14 protein-coding genes are annotated in these 14720 nt (G+C 39.0%); 12 read left to right on the forward strand and 2 right to left on the reverse strand.

Annotated elements, in window-relative coordinates:
• Positions 1–70 precede the first annotated feature (70 nt).
• The gene (locus GQR53_RS17905) at positions 71–1552 is read right to left on the reverse strand and encodes an FMN-binding glutamate synthase family protein (RefSeq protein ID WP_138489912.1); all 1482 of its coding nucleotides are present in this window, start codon (positions 1550–1552) and stop codon (positions 71–73) included.
• A gap of 175 nt (positions 1553–1727) precedes the next feature.
• Positions 1728–3506 (reverse strand): DUF885 domain-containing protein, encoded by a 1779-nt coding sequence (locus GQR53_RS17910; protein WP_165744796.1) that lies wholly within the window; start codon positions 3504–3506, stop codon positions 1728–1730.
• A 334-nt stretch (positions 3507–3840) separates the two neighbouring features.
• Between GQR53_RS17910 and GQR53_RS17915 the strand changes: the two genes are divergently transcribed.
• The 12 genes from GQR53_RS17915 to GQR53_RS21495 all read left to right on the forward strand — a co-directional run.
• Entirely contained in the window at positions 3841–4827 is a 987-nt protein-coding gene (locus tag GQR53_RS17915) for a GGDEF domain-containing protein (RefSeq protein ID WP_004334947.1), read from the forward strand.
• Positions 4828–4910: 83 nt separating this feature from the next.
• On the forward strand, positions 4911–5666 hold the full coding sequence (ubiE, locus tag GQR53_RS17920) for a bifunctional demethylmenaquinone methyltransferase/2-methoxy-6-polyprenyl-1,4-benzoquinol methylase UbiE (protein ID WP_024597074.1): 756 nt from the start codon (positions 4911–4913) through the stop codon (positions 5664–5666).
• Between the two features lie 11 nt (positions 5667–5677).
• The gene (locus GQR53_RS17925; RefSeq protein ID WP_165744798.1) at positions 5678–6361 is read left to right on the forward strand and encodes an SCP2 sterol-binding domain-containing protein; all 684 of its coding nucleotides are present in this window, start codon (positions 5678–5680) and stop codon (positions 6359–6361) included.
• Between the two features lie 9 nt (positions 6362–6370).
• Positions 6371–7972 carry a ubiquinone biosynthesis regulatory protein kinase UbiB gene (ubiB, locus tag GQR53_RS17930; RefSeq protein ID WP_165744800.1) on the forward strand — a complete coding sequence of 534 codons (1602 nt, stop codon included), beginning with the start codon at positions 6371–6373 and terminating at the stop codon, positions 7970–7972.
• 80 nt (positions 7973–8052) lie between these two features.
• On the forward strand, positions 8053–8301 hold the full coding sequence (gene tatA / locus GQR53_RS17935; RefSeq protein ID WP_004334954.1) for a Sec-independent protein translocase subunit TatA: 249 nt from the start codon (positions 8053–8055) through the stop codon (positions 8299–8301).
• A gap of 5 nt (positions 8302–8306) precedes the next feature.
• Positions 8307–8639: a Sec-independent protein translocase protein TatB gene (gene tatB / locus GQR53_RS17940; RefSeq protein WP_024597077.1), complete on the forward strand. Its 333-nt coding sequence runs from the start codon at positions 8307–8309 to the stop codon at positions 8637–8639.
• Positions 8640–8687: 48 nt separating this feature from the next.
• On the forward strand, positions 8688–9428 hold the full coding sequence (tatC, locus tag GQR53_RS17945; RefSeq protein WP_024604418.1) for a twin-arginine translocase subunit TatC: 741 nt from the start codon (positions 8688–8690) through the stop codon (positions 9426–9428).
• A 1-nt stretch (position 9429) separates the two neighbouring features.
• Positions 9430–9936, forward strand: a complete 507-nt coding sequence (locus tag GQR53_RS17950) for a hypothetical protein (protein WP_024604419.1) — start codon at positions 9430–9432, stop codon at positions 9934–9936.
• Positions 9936–10721, forward strand: coding sequence for a TatD family hydrolase (locus GQR53_RS17955; RefSeq protein WP_165744802.1), 786 nt, complete (start codon positions 9936–9938; stop codon positions 10719–10721). The genes GQR53_RS17950 and GQR53_RS17955 overlap by 1 nt, the downstream gene beginning before the upstream one ends.
• Positions 10721–12574, forward strand: coding sequence for a diguanylate cyclase (locus GQR53_RS17960; RefSeq protein ID WP_165744804.1), 1854 nt, complete (start codon positions 10721–10723; stop codon positions 12572–12574). The genes GQR53_RS17955 and GQR53_RS17960 overlap by 1 nt, the downstream gene beginning before the upstream one ends.
• 12 nt (positions 12575–12586) lie before the next feature.
• On the forward strand, positions 12587–13597 hold the full coding sequence (hemB, locus tag GQR53_RS17965; protein WP_024597079.1) for a porphobilinogen synthase: 1011 nt from the start codon (positions 12587–12589) through the stop codon (positions 13595–13597).
• A 127-nt stretch (positions 13598–13724) separates the two neighbouring features.
• A partial coding sequence (locus GQR53_RS21495) for a lamin tail domain-containing protein (protein WP_240917500.1) occupies positions 13725–14720 on the forward strand: 996 nt, incomplete at its 3' end.

The raw sequence follows: 14720 nt of genomic DNA on the forward strand, positions 1-14720 counted from the left end.
TTTAGCAAAATCTCTTGAGTCAGACTTGTGATCAAGAGACAGCTATAAGCGCCTTCTAGTTAGTTAAAACTTACTTGTAGTTTTCATAAATTTTATCAAGCGGCTCTGAAAGCCCACTTTCTTGCACTATACGTACATGCTTACGAGCCAACTCTCGTGCACTTGTTACACCGCATGAGTGAGCAATTAAACCGGCTCCGTAATGAATGTATTTATTATAGTTAGCTACTCGTTGCGCTTTATCAGCTACATTTAAGCCGCGTTGCAAACGCTCGTTATGCGTAGTGATCCCGGTCGGACAGGTATCTTTATTACATTGCATTGCCTGAATACAGCCCAGTGCAAACATATGACCACGAGCCGATACAACAAAATCAGCACCAAGCGCTAATGCCCATGCAACCTTTGAAGGGACGATTAATTTACCCGATGCAATAATTTTCACGCGATCTCGAAGCCCGTGCTTTTCAAGCATATTAACTACAAGCGGCAAGCTTTCGCGAAGAGGTAAACCCACCGAATCCATAAGCGGCTGCGGTGCAGCCCCCGTACCACCATCAGCACTATCAATTGTTATAAAATCGGGTGCCGACTCAATGCCACGATGATTTATTTCTGCAAATAACGTTTCTAACCAGGTGTAATCACCAATAACGGCTTTAAAGCCTGTTGGTTTTCCTGTGGCATTACGTACAGTGGCAATCATATCGAGAATGTCGGCTGGGTTTTTGATTTCAGGGTGTCCATTTGGGCTAATCGAATCTTGCCCTTCTGGAATACCCCTAATTTTAGCTATTTCGGCGTTAACTTTGCGCCCTGGTAACATACCGCCTTTACCTGGTTTTGCACCTTGGCTCATTTTTAGCTCGAACATTTTGACTTGTTCGTGAGCTGCTATTTCTTTAAGTTTTTCGGTGCTTAAGTTTCCATGCTCGTCTCGAGCACCATATTTAGCTGTACCAATTTGAAATACCAAATCGGCGCCACCTTCAAGGTGGTAAGGGCTTAAGCCCCCTTCACCTGTGTTCATCCAGCAACCCGCTAATTTAGCACCTTTTGATAAAGCGCGCACAGCAGGCTTTGAAAGCGCACCAAAGCTCATGCCCGACACATTAAATAACGAATTAGTGGTGTAAGGTGTTTTACAATACGGACCTAAAGTAACATTACTCGGGTCGAGTGCCTCTTCATCTAAAGTAGGAAAAGCACAGTTCATAAACATAACCGTACCCGTCACTTCTAAGCTTTGTGTTGAACCAAATGCAGCGGTGCGATCGACATCTTTTGCTGCGCGGTAAACCCAACTGCGCTCAGCGCGGTTAAATGGCATTTCTTCTCGATCGAGGGCAAAAAAGTATTGTCTGAAAAATTCACCTTGGCGTTCAAAAAAATATCGAAAGCGGCCAATTACTGGGTAGTTACGCCTAATAGCATGTTTTGTTTGTGTTATATCGCGAAAGTAGAAAATAATAACAGTAAGCACAATTAACCCAAGTGCGATAATAAAAATACTCGCAAATACGTCAATACTAAACATAATGAAATTGCTCATCTAAGGCCCCTTGATGGCTATATTTTTAAATAATACCTATTGCGTAGTATGTGAATATTTTGACGATTGAAGTCGCTAAAATAAACTACATTACTAGGTCTGTGGTATAAAAAAGGTGTTGCGGTCAAAATGACACAACACCTTTGTTTGTTCAAGGTTTATAAGCCCTACAAAGCTAATTTTGCAGCTTAGTTAACTCATTTTTTATATATAAACGTACCTGTGTTTCTAATACTGACAAGGGCACTGAACCATGGCGAAGAACCTGATGATGAAATTCGCGAATATCAAAATTTGGTCCAAGCGCTTGCTCTGCTTCAACACGTAAACGTTTAATAGTTAACTCACCAATTTTGTATGACAGTGCCTGAGCTGGCCAAGATATATAACGGTCAGTTTCTGTTTTAACATTATGCAGCGAAAGCGCGGTGTTCTCGCTCATAAAGTTCATAGCTCGCTCGCGGCTCCAGCCATACATGTGCATCCCTGTATCAACAACCAAACGTGCTGCTCGCCACATTTCATAAGTTAAGCGACCAAAACGGCTATATGGGTCTTGATAAAAGCCTGCCTCTAAACCTAAATATTCAGAGTAAAGCCCCCAACCTTCGCCAAATGCCGAAAGGTAAGCATCACGACGATAGCTCGGCAAATTTTCAAGCTCTGCATTAAGTGATATTTGTAAATGATGACCTGGCACTGCTTCGTGCAAAGTTAATGCTTCTAAAACATACAAAGGGCGCTTATCTAAAGCGTAAGTATTTACCCAGTAGTATCCAGCTTCATCATCTCGATTAGAGCCAGAATACCGACCTGTTGTGTATTTAGGGGCAATACTTGCGGGCACCGGTGCCACGCCATAAGGTTTGCGCGGTAAGGTATGAAATAACTTAGGCAGCTGTGCATCCATTTTTTTAGCAATGTAAGATGCTTCTTTCAAAAGTTGCTCAGGTGTTGTTGCGTAAAACTGTGGGTCAGTACGTAAAAAGTGAATAAACTCAGCAAATGAGCCTTTAAAGCCAACTTCTTTTATTACAGCTTCCATTTCACCTCGAATGCGAGCAACTTCTTTTAAGCCTAGCTCGTGGATCTCTTTTGGTGTCATGTCGGTAGTGGTGTAATGCTTAGCACGGTTTTTATAAAAAGCTTTGCCATTAGGGGTTTCTGAAATACCAATACTTGTGCGGGCGCCCGGTTGGTATTGCTCAGTAAAAAACGTTAAGTAGCTTTTATATGCTGGTATTACTTTATTTTTTAAAACAACTTTAGCTCGCTGTTGAAGTGCATAAAAGTCACTCTCACTTAAACTGGCAGTGTTAGCTAAAAACGGTTTATAAAATTCTGATTGAGTTACATCATCAACAATATAAGTACTTATGGAGTCTTCGTATCCTTCTAAAACTGCTTTTGGTTGGGTGAGACCTGTTTCGAGCCCTTTTTTCATCCAATATATATTTTGCTCAAAAAAGCGGGGGATTTGTGCTAAACGTGCAAGGTATGTATCTAAATCTTGCTCTTTTTTATATTGGGAACTGTTAACGATGTACGACAGACCGGAGTGAAAACCATACTCAGATGTAAGCGGCATGTAATGCGCATTAAACACATATTCGTCTACGCTATTTTGCACTTGGGCACGAATAATACTTAAGTTAATTTGATTTTCGTCACTAAGCTTAGTTGCATCTACGGCATCTAAGTCTGCTAATAATTGAGTATTACTTTTGTACTGCTCTGCTAGAAATTCTGGCGATAAATTGGCAAGTAAATAACCATCAACCCCTTTTGAACTGCTATAAGGGTTTATACTTTCTCTATATTGAACAATAGATTGTGCCACTTGAGTAAACTGCTCATTCGCGTTGGGTGTGGTTATTTGACATGCACTTAACGAACATAAAGCAGTTATGCCAAGAAGCGTTTGGCGAAGCGTTTTTGGTAAAAAAAGATTCATTATTATTTAACTTGATGATGCAATAGATTGCATAAAACTATCGTAGGCTAAAGAAATAGCAAGTAAATGAGACAAACTAGCATATTGAAATAATGCTACATACGTTAACAGAAGTAAAAACCAGCCGAATTGATGAGAAAAACAGCGATTGGGCTGCTAAAGTAAAATTTAAGTTCCCTAACTATCGTTTTTGCTTTTAAATAGCGCGGATAATGATTACTGTATAAAAAAATAATAAAAAGCTCGGACGCATAACCGCCTCATGGAATGAGATATTTTAAAATTTGCACTTATGCGTACTTAGTTGGTATTTAAAATGATGTTCCATGATTCCATGGCTATTGCACAAGAGAAGATGACTAAAGTGTGTGTGTTTTTAGAGCGCTATGCACTTTCTCCTACGCCGCTCAATTATCAAGTTGTTTATACCTATACTAGCCAAACTAACCTTGAGCTGAACAAAGCCTTAGACCGCGCTATTGCGGTTGAAGATAATATAGACAGTGTTTTAATTGAACAGCTCCATGCTGAATTTTTAAATACCGGTCACACAGAGCAAGTCAACATGATTCAAAATGTTGATGGTGTTATAAGTTCACTTTCTCAAAATTCTCAAGCTACTGAAAAACAGATAATTCGCTTTGCGGGTCAGGTGAGCGAATGCGTACATTCACTAGATGAGAACAACATAGAACAAAGCCGTCAAGCGCTTGAAGTACTTCATAATCAAACCGCCGAATTACTAAATCAACACAAGCAATTTAAGCAAGAACTAAGTAAAGCCAAACAACTACACGAAAAAACAAAAAAGCAGCTAAATCAACTTCGTAAACAACATATTATTGATAGCCAAACAGGGCTTTATAAACGCCATTATTTAACGCAACAAACTCAAGTATGGACTAATCAAAAAAAGTCTATTTGCGCCATTGCGATTCAAATAGATAACCTTGATCACTTTACTGAAAATTACGGTGATATAATTGGTGAAGTTATTTTGAATAAAGTAGCTAAACAAGTGCAAAAATATGTTTTTCAAAGTGGCTTGCCTGGCCGTACAGCTAAAGATCAATTTACTGTTTTACTCGCCGATATAGACCCAGAAACAGCCAATGTTATTGCTGAAAAAGTCCGAAATGGAGTCGAAAAGCTTCGCTTTGTTAGTTCAAAAACAGGGATTAAGTTACCTAGTATTGGCTTATCTCTAGGAATTGCTCAACATCTACAAGAAGATGATTTTAACCAGTTAGCTAAAAAAGCGTCTCATGCGGCTTTTAAAGCGCGGTCATTAGGGCAAAGTAGCTACACTGCAGGGCAATAAATTACCTGATAAATCATATTCAAATTGCACCTACTGCGTACAATAAAGTACACTAACCTCTATTGTCACGATAGAGATTAGTCATGAACGAAACCGAACAAAAGACCACGCATTTTGGTTATAAAACAGTAGCCGAGGGCGATAAAGCTTCTATGGTTGCTGATGTATTTCACTCAGTAGCTGCAAAATACGATGTAATGAATGATTTAATGTCTTTTGGTGTGCATCGTTTATGGAAACGTCAAACTATTGCAAGCTCAGGTGTTCGTAAAGGCCATCATGTACTCGATTTAGCCGGCGGCACTGGCGACTTAACGGCAAAATTTAGTCAACTAGTTGGCGAAACCGGTCAAGTTGTTTTGGGCGATATAAATTCATCTATGCTTAAGGTTGGTCGTGAAAAACTACATAATCTTGGCTTAGTAGGCAATATTGACTACGTACAAATGAATGCAGAAATGCTGCCATTTCCAGATAATAGCTTTGATGTGATCACTATTGCCTTTGGCTTACGTAACGTTACCGATAAAGACAAAGCATTACGATCTATGTACCGTATTTTAAAGCCAGGTGGCAGATTACTTGTTTTAGAGTTTTCAAAACCAGAGCATGACGTACTTAGTAAAGCTTACGATTTTTACTCATTTAATTTATTGCCAACAATGGGTAAGCTAGTTGCTAACGACAGTGAATCGTACAAGTATTTAGCTGAGTCTATTCGTATGCATCCAGATCAAGACACATTAAAAGCGATGATGGAAGATGCAGGCTTTGAACAAACAACATACCAAAACCTCACAGGCGGAATTGTTGCACTGCATCGTGGTTTTAAATATTAAGGCTAGCAGTTATGGCGCTTGAAAAAATAACCAAAAACAATAAAGGTGCAATGTCATCTGAGTTTTTTATGTTACCTAATTTTGTACTCTCGCTTATTGAGCGTGTACTAAATCAAGCGCTTAGCCTGGACCCACAATTATCTCAAAAGCTAAACGCCGTTAAACATAAGCGCTTAGTGGTTGAAATAAGAGATTGGCAACAAAGCATCCAACTCGTTTATAGTGCTGATCAATTACACTTATACAGCGCTCAAAGCAATGAAAACGCAGATTGTATGATCAGCGCAGATATAGACACACTTTTAGCGCTCAAAAACCCTGCAATGCTTACCCAATTAATTCGCCAAGATAAGCTCGACTTACAAGGCGATTTAAACATTGCGCAAACTTATAGCAATGCATTTTCAGGTATTGATATTGATTGGCCTGAACAACTTTCTAAATACATTGGCGATGCCCCCGCTCAGCAGTTATACCTGCATTTAAAAGAACTAAAACAAAAGAGCAGCAAAATCAATACTAAAATAAGTACCATGCTTACAAGTTTATGCCAAGATGAGCTCGCAATTACTATTCATCCATTAGAACTTGAGCAATTTAAACAAAAAAATAGAGAGCTCAAAGGACAAGTCGCTGCCGTTGAGCAACGCATTAACGCCCTCTTAAACTCTTTTTTACCTTCAAACACCCGCTAAGGATTTTTTGTGTCGACTGCACGTTTGTATAACATCACCAAAACGTTACTTAGCTATGGACTAGACGAGCTAATTCCAAAGCATAAAGTGCCTTGGTTTGGTAAAGTAGCCCGTGGCAGTTTATTTTGGCTGCGTAATCAGCACAAAGAAAAGCCGGCAGGGCTTCGTTTACGTTTAGCACTGCAAGAGCTGGGCCCCGTTTGGATCAAATTTGGTCAAATGCTTTCTACTCGTCGTGATTTGCTCCCTCATGATATCGCTTTAGAGCTTGCGTTTTTACAAGATCAAGTTCAACCATTTGAAGGCGAACTTGCACAGAAAATAATAGAAAAAGCGCTCGAAATTAACGATATAAGTGAATTATTTAGTGAGTTTTCACAAACTCCACTAGCTTCTGCATCTATAGCGCAAGTACATACAGCAAAACTTATTGATGAGCAGAGTATTGAGCAAGATGTCGTAATTAAGGTTATTAGACCCAATATTTATGAGCAAATTAATGCCGATTTAGCGCTAATGGAAAAGCTCGCAAAGGTACTTGCAAAAGTACATAACGAATCAAAACGCCTGCGCCCGGTTGAAGTAGTTAAAGAATATAAAAAAACACTCCTAGACGAGCTCGACTTAATGCGAGAAGGTGCCAACGGCATTCAACTAAAACGCAATTTTGAAGGCTCTGATTCATTATATATCCCTGCAGTTTACAGTGATTACAGCCGTAGCAATGTGCTGGTAATGGAGCGTATTTACGGCATACCCGTCTCTGATACCGATGCACTTATGGCGCAAAACACTAATATGAAATTACTTGCTGAGCGTGGCGTAGAAGTATTTTTTACGCAGGTGTTTAGAGACAGCTTTTTTCATGCCGACATGCATCCGGGTAATATTTTCGTCTCTCGAGAGCACCCTGAAAACCCAATGTATATCGGTATTGATTGCGGTATTGTTGGTACGTTAAGCAAAGAAGATAAACGCTATTTAGCTGAAAACTTTATCGCCTTTTTTAATCGTGATTATCGCCAAGTTGCACAACTACACGTTGATTCTGGTTGGGTACCACCAGATACTAGCATTGAAGAATTTGAATTTGCGATTCGCACAGTTTGCGAGCCTATATTTAATAAACCTTTGGCTGAAATTTCATTTGGGCACGTACTCGTAAATCTATTTAATACTGCACGTCGTTTTAACATGCAGGTACAGCCGCAATTAGTATTACTACAAAAAACTTTATTATACGTTGAAGGATTGGGGCGTCAGCTATACCCACAACTCGACTTATGGAAAACAGCTAAGCCCTTTTTAGAAGACTGGGTAAAGCAACAAGTTGGACCGCTATCAGTACTGAAGCAAATGTATGCTAACTTGCCATTTTGGGCTGAAAAAATGCCCGAGTTACCGGATCTAATTTACCAAAATTTAAAGCGTGCACCACACATTCAACCTCAAGAACAAAAGGTATCTCATAAACCTTTAATATTGAGTTTATTTGGTAGTGCTACAATGATTATGGCAACACTTTGTTATTTACAGCACGATTTAATAGCTGCAAGTCTTGCAATAAGCTTATCGGCTATTAGCTTTATAGCGGCATGGCGCAGCGCATAAACTGGGTGCTATTTGCGCTAGTGAGCGTATAATTAGTATTTAAAATAAACATTTAACCGTTTTATATATTGGAGAAAACCATGGGTTTTGGTGGTATTAGTATTTGGCAATTATTAATTGTTTTAGCGATCATAGTTTTACTTTTTGGCACAAAAAAACTACGCGGTATGGGTGGCGATATTGGGGGCGCTGTAAAGGGCTTCAAAAAAGCAATGTCGGATGATCAAATGAGCGAGAAAGAGAAATCCGAGCAAATTCAACAATCAGAAAAAAACACTGCTGACAACTCAACCGATACTGAAAAAAACAAAGATAACAATAAGGTTTAATTAGTATGGGCATGTGGGAACTTGTTGTTATTTTTATTGTTGGTTTAGTGGTGCTCGGCCCTGAGCGCTTACCTGTTGCGATTAGAACAGTGAGTAAATGGGTTAAAACCGCTAAATCACTTGCCAACTCAGTAAAAGCCGAAGTAAGTGAAGAACTTCGCATCCATGAGCTGCACGAAAACCTTAAAAAAGCAGAACAGCAAGAATTAAAAGATTTAAGCCCTGAGTTACAAAGCTCACTAACAGAGCTACAAAAAGCGGCTGAATCAGTTACTCACAGCTACAAGAAACAACAATCTGATACATCAAATAACCAACAACTTGATGAGAAAAAGTGAAATTTATTTCTCACTTTGTGGTCAACTTACTACATGGTATAAAAAATAATGGCTGAGGAAGTAAAATCAGGGTTTGTAGCTCATTTAATTGAGTTGCGTGATCGGCTAATAAAAGCGCTATTGAGCATTTTATTATTTTTTATCGCGCTGTTTTATTTTAAAGATGATATTTACGAACTTATAGCTGCACCATTAGTAGTTCATTTACCTAATGGCGCGACCATGATAGCTATAAATGTGAGTGACCCTTTTATAGTCCCTATGATGCTTACTTTTTTTGTTGCGGCTTTATTATCTACTCCATGGATACTTCATCAAATTTGGGGGTTTATAGCTCCTGGCTTGTACCAGAATGAAAAGAAAATGCTAATACCTATACTAATCTCAAGCGTTGTCTTGTTTTATGGGGGTATCGCTTTTTGCTACTTTGCAGTACTACCAATTATATTAGGTTTTTTTACAAGTACAGGTCCCGAAATGATGACTCTAGCACCCGATATCGCTAGCTATCTAGGATTTGTATTAAAATTGTTTTTTGCATTTGGCGTCGCTTTCGAAATTCCTGTGGCTATTATGTTGCTATGCTGGAGTGGCGCAACAACAACAAAAAGCTTAAAAGAAAAGCGCCCTTATATCGTCGTGGGTGTTTTTGTAGTCGCGATGTTTTTAACACCGCCTGATGTATTATCACAAACATTGCTAGCATTTCCGATGCTTCTTCTGTTTGAACTAGGTCTAATTTTAGCAAAGTTTTATACCGCTAAACCACAAAAAGAATCTGAGGAATAAAATGAAAAAACAACTACTCTCACTATTGGTTTTATTAAGCGCACCGACTTTTGCTGCGCAAACAGAGTTTAATACTCAAGCGTTACAGGCATGTAGCTTTATTGAAAACGATTTTAACCGCTTACTTTGTTACGACAATACAATCGCGGGTAAGTCACTAGTTAAGCCATCAGTAACAAAAACACTTACCCCGCCTAAAGAATCTTCTAATGTACCCGTTGCGGCTATAGCGCCAGCAACAACTACTGAAGATTTTGGCTTAGAACATAAAGAAATCACAAAAGATAAAAACGAAAACATCACTGCGCTTGTTTTATCAGTTGACGAGGCACCGTATGGCGAGCTCATTATCAGCCTTGACAACAACCAAGAGTGGCGTCAAATTGGCTCAGACAGCCTTAAATTAAAAGAGTCTGATACAGTTACCATTAGCCGAGGTGTATTTAACTCATTTTTGCTGCATAAAGAAGGGCAAAACCGCTCTATTCGCGTTAAACGTACTAAGTAATGTCATATACGTTAATTGATGCTGGAGTTAACTTAACTAATCATCAATTTGATGAGCAGCATCACGATGTAATTACCCGTGCCAATGAAGCGGGTGTTACAAATATGCTTATTATTGGTTGTGATATTGCAAGCAGTCAGCAATCACTTGATCTTGCAACAAAGCATCTTCAATATTCTACGGCGGGTATTCACCCGCATGATGCAAAATCAGCCACTAATGAACTAGAAGCACAACTAACTATACTTGCAAATAATAAGCATGTTATTGCTATTGGTGAGTGCGGTCTTGATTATAACCGCGACTTTTCGCCTCGCGATGTACAGCGCAGTGTTTTTAGGCGCCAATTAGCACTTGCTGAAAAATTAGATTTACCTGTTTACTTGCATGAGCGTGATGCAAGTGACGACATGTTAAGTATATTAAAAGAGTTTAATATTCGCGGTGTACTCCACTGCTTTACGGGTAACTCAGCAGCTCTAAAGCAATATTTAGATTTAGGTCTATATATTGGTATAACGGGTTGGGTATGTGATGAAAGGCGTAGAAAAGATTTACAACTGCTAGTGCCTAGCATTCCTCTAGATCGATTATTAATAGAAACTGATGCACCATTTTTAATTCCACGAACAGTTAAGCCAAAACCTAAATCACGTAAAAATGAACCTGCCCTGCTTCCTTATATCTGTCGAACGGTTGCACAACTTTATAAAATAGATGAAGAAGTTGTGGCCCGTAAAACTACAGAAAACTTTCACCGTGTTTTTGGTTTAGAAGATCGTTAATGGCCTATGCAAAGGCACTTTTAAGCCTATTAGTATTCCTTTTCACTTTTTGCTCTTTCGCAAACCCAGTAATAATAAAACACGATTTTAACTCTCAAAACATTAATAACCTGTATTACTCTTTTGAACCAACGTCGCTATTAAGCGCACAACAAAGTAGCCATATACAGTGGCAAAAAAACACAGGAAAACCCCTTAATTTAGGACTAGAGCAGCGTCCTGTATGGATAAAATTTAAAATAAAAAACACACTTAGTTATAATACTGAGCAAATATTGTCACTAAACAATCCTTTGCTAAACCACGTTCAAGTATATCAATTACATAACTCGCAATTACTTTCTTATACTCAAATTGGTGATGCCTACCCCTTATATAAGCGCAAAATTAAAAGTGAGTCTTTATTAGTTAAACTGCTCAGCCCTGCAAATAGCGAAACGCTTATTATAATGAAAGTGGCGAATAGTTCAGGCTTGCGAGTCCCTTTAACACTGTGGCAACCAGAAGCTTATTTGGCACACAAAGGAAAACTCAATTTACTCTATGGCTTATTGATTGGTTTTATATTTTCTTTGGGTGTGAGTTGCATAGTTTTATATGGTTTTTCACGTAAAGGTTATTTTGTTTATGCTGGGGTTATATCTCTCACATTAGGTAGTGTATTAGCCTACCTTTGTGGTTTTGGCTTAAGGTACGTTCATCCTAATTTGCCTGCATTACAGCAAGTTATGATCCCTATATTACTTATGCTTATCACTTTAATGTTTTTGCCTTTGCAGAAGCAAGTTTGCCATCCCAGGCCCTCTCTTCTGCTAACTATTCAAAAAGTTGTAGTTAACGCTTTAGCCATTTCGTTATTATTTATTTGGCTACTTCCAAACAACATAGTTACATTATTTTGTTTAATCACTACTCCAATCGTTTTAGGCTTTTATATTGTAACTACGTTTATGTGCGTGCGTTTAACGCCTTCTAAACCAAACAAAGCACTATTACTTGTATTGGTTTTTTTCTTGGTGGTAATGCTTTATTTTACTGTTGCAGTAATGGGCCTATACGCCTTTGACAGAAGTACGCTCGCATTTGTATTTGCATGCTTTTTTGGTTACACTTTTTGCTTATGCTACAGCGTAATGAAGTTATTTATTTTACAACGCGATGAAGAAGTGATTGCCCAACAGACCTTGATTGCTGAAAACACAGCACAAGATACACTACTTAAAGAGCGCTTAAAATTACAAGAAAAAACTCGCCAAGAACTTGAATCCCAGGTGGACGAACGCACCTTTGAATTACAAGTAACGCTTAGAGAGCTTGAAGAAAAAAACCGCTCACTTGAGTTACTAAATACTGAAGACGCATTGACTGGAATAAAAAACAGACGCTTTTTTGATAAAAAACTGGTAATGGAGCTTCGTCGCTCTCGTCGAGAACAAACGCCGCTTAGCATTGTTATGCTTGATATAGATCGATTTAAAAATATCAACGACACGTACGGCCATATCATTGGCGATCAAGTTATTAAAGCAGTTTCTGACCTTATAAAAGACCATTTAAAACGACCACTCGATGAAGTTGCCCGTTATGGCGGTGAAGAATTTGTTGTGCTATTACCTAATACCCCTAGTGAAGGCGCACAAGACATAGCTGAAAAAATACGAGCTGATATCTCAGTAAGTACTGTAACGGTTGCCAATAATGATATTCAATTTACTATTAGCGCTGGTGTATACACCAGTATTGCTGATGATGTTAGCAACCCTCAAATTTTTACTGAGTGCGCCGACAGAGCACTTTATTACGCAAAGCAGCATGGCCGTAATCAAGTAATCACTTTTCCATTACCACAGTAGGAGCATATTAATATGGCCCAATCAGGATTAGACCTTTTTCCATATACTCGCATGCGCAGAATGCGCCGCAGCGACTTTTCTCGCCGCTTAATGGCTGAAAACCAGCTTAGCGTAAATGATTTAATTTACCCTGTATTTGTACTTGATGGTAAAAATCGCCGCGAGGTAATTGAATCAATGCCTGGTATTGAGCGCCTATCAATTGATTTACTGCTTGTTGAAGCAAAAGAACTCGTTGAACTTGGCGTACCTGCCGTTGCTATTTTTCCAGTAACACCTGCGGATAAAAAATCATTATTTGCCGAAGAAGCATATAACGATGATGGCTTAGCACAACGCACCGTAAGAGCGTTAAAAGAAGCTTTTCCTGAGTTGGGTGTGATTACTGATGTAGCACTTGACCCTTTCACTACGCATGGCCAAGACGGTATTATTGATGATTCAGGTTATGTTATTAATGATGTCACTACTGAAATTTTAGTTAAACAAGCACTTTCCCATGCAGAAGCTGGTGCTGATGTTGTTGCCCCTTCTGATATGATGGATGGTCGTATTGGCGCTATTCGCGAAGCACTTGAAGCTGATGGGTTTATTCATACTCGAATTATGGCCTACTCAGCTAAATACGCATCTAGCTACTATGGCCCATTTAGAGATGCTGTAGGCTCTGCTGGTAACTTAAAAGGTGCTGATAAAAAAACTTACCAAATGGATCCAGCAAACTCTGATGAAGCAATACGTGAAGTCGCATTAGACTTACAAGAAGGCGCCGATATGGTTATGGTAAAGCCCGGTATGCCTTATTTAGATATTGTACGGCGTGTTAAAGACGAATTTGGTGTACCTACTTTCGCATATCAGGTAAGTGGCGAGTATGCAATGCACAAAGCAGCAATTGATAACGGTTGGTTAAGTGAAGAAGCTACAATAATGGAATCTTTACTTGCATTTAAGCGTGCAGGAGCCGATGGAATATTAACCTACTTTGCTAAGCAAGCCGCAAAATATCTAGCTAAAAAGTAATTTTTTATTAAAAGGCGGTTAAACCGCCTTTCATTTACATTCGTTTACATTTTTGTATTATTTCCGTCATATTTATTCTCTAAACTGGTGTCCCATTTTGGGATTAATACACGGGAATAATAAAAAAATGTTTAAAACAAAAATAACACCACTCGCACTTGTTATAGCAAGTCTCAGTGCACCAGCATCCGCTGATCTAATCATTTCAGAATATATAGAGGGAAGCAGTAATAATAAAGCAATCGAGCTTTATAATAATGCTGATACGGAGCTTTCTCTTGAAGGTTATACTTTAGGACTCTATTCAAATGGTAGCAGTTCGATTGGCAACTCGATTGATTTAACAGGAACATTGGCCGCCAATACCACCTACATTATTTCAAACCCCAGTGCAGCAGCTGCAATACTTGATATTGCAGATGAAACCAGCACAGTAACCTACTATAACGGTGATGATGCCCTTGTTTTAACTAAAGACGGTGTAATTGTTGATAGTTTTGGTCAAGTTGGTGTTGATCCGGGTTCAGAGTGGTCTGAAGGGGGTGTAACTACGGTTAACAAAACGCTGCGAAGAAAGGATAGCATTACCACAGGCCGAACTGACTCGACAGCCATTTTTGATCCTAGCGAAGAATGGGAACAGTTTGATATTGACACCTTTGATGGATTAGGTTCACACACAGGAAACGGCGGTACCGCTCCTGTGCCAGACCCTGAACCAGAGCCACTTGAACCACTAGTTTGTGGTGCAGAAAAAACACTAATAAATGCTATTCAAGGTGACGGCTCTGCTAGCCCACTTGTAGGTACACTAGTAGAGTTTGAAGGTGTTGTAAGCGCCGATTTTCAAGGTGATGAACAATTAAAAGGCTTTTTTGTTAACTCACTGGCTGCTGATATAGATGCAAATCCACTTACCTCTGAAGGTGTATTTGTGTATTTTGCAGATACTGACGTGAATGTAGGCGACCATGTACGTGTACAAGGTACTGTTGAAGAATATTTTGATGCAACACAAATTGGCAGTGTTAGCCAAGTTGCGGTGTGTGGCACTGGTTTAGCTGCAGCAGCTACAAAAATCACTTTACCTTTAGCTAATGCAACTGATTTAGAAGCTTTTGAA

Origin of the sequence: Pseudoalteromonas sp. Z9A6, assembly GCF_011378805.1 — a bacterium.
GTDB classification, from domain to species: domain Bacteria; phylum Pseudomonadota; class Gammaproteobacteria; order Enterobacterales; family Alteromonadaceae; genus Pseudoalteromonas; species Pseudoalteromonas distincta.

What these genes read in the sequence shown, in the direction of transcription:
- GQR53_RS17905 (WP_138489912.1), bottom strand. Translation starts at nt 1,552, where the DNA reads ATGAGCAATTTCATTATGTTTAGTATTGACGTATTTGCGAGTATTTTT.
- tatC (WP_024604418.1), top strand. Translation starts at nt 8,688, where the DNA reads ATGGCTGAGGAAGTAAAATCAGGGTTTGTAGCTCATTTAATTGAGTTG.
- GQR53_RS17910 (WP_165744796.1), bottom strand. Translation starts at nt 3,506, where the DNA reads ATGAATCTTTTTTTACCAAAAACGCTTCGCCAAACGCTTCTTGGCATA.
- GQR53_RS17960 (WP_165744804.1), top strand. Translation starts at nt 10,721, where the DNA reads ATGGCCTATGCAAAGGCACTTTTAAGCCTATTAGTATTCCTTTTCACT.
- hemB (WP_024597079.1), top strand. Translation starts at nt 12,587, where the DNA reads ATGGCCCAATCAGGATTAGACCTTTTTCCATATACTCGCATGCGCAGA.
- GQR53_RS17950 (WP_024604419.1), top strand. Translation starts at nt 9,430, where the DNA reads ATGAAAAAACAACTACTCTCACTATTGGTTTTATTAAGCGCACCGACT.
- GQR53_RS17925 (WP_165744798.1), top strand. Translation starts at nt 5,678, where the DNA reads ATGGCGCTTGAAAAAATAACCAAAAACAATAAAGGTGCAATGTCATCT.
- tatA (WP_004334954.1), top strand. Translation starts at nt 8,053, where the DNA reads ATGGGTTTTGGTGGTATTAGTATTTGGCAATTATTAATTGTTTTAGCG.
- tatB (WP_024597077.1), top strand. Translation starts at nt 8,307, where the DNA reads ATGGGCATGTGGGAACTTGTTGTTATTTTTATTGTTGGTTTAGTGGTG.
- GQR53_RS17915 (WP_004334947.1), top strand. Translation starts at nt 3,841, where the DNA reads ATGGCTATTGCACAAGAGAAGATGACTAAAGTGTGTGTGTTTTTAGAG.
- GQR53_RS17955 (WP_165744802.1), top strand. Translation starts at nt 9,936, where the DNA reads ATGTCATATACGTTAATTGATGCTGGAGTTAACTTAACTAATCATCAA.
- ubiE (WP_024597074.1), top strand. Translation starts at nt 4,911, where the DNA reads ATGAACGAAACCGAACAAAAGACCACGCATTTTGGTTATAAAACAGTA.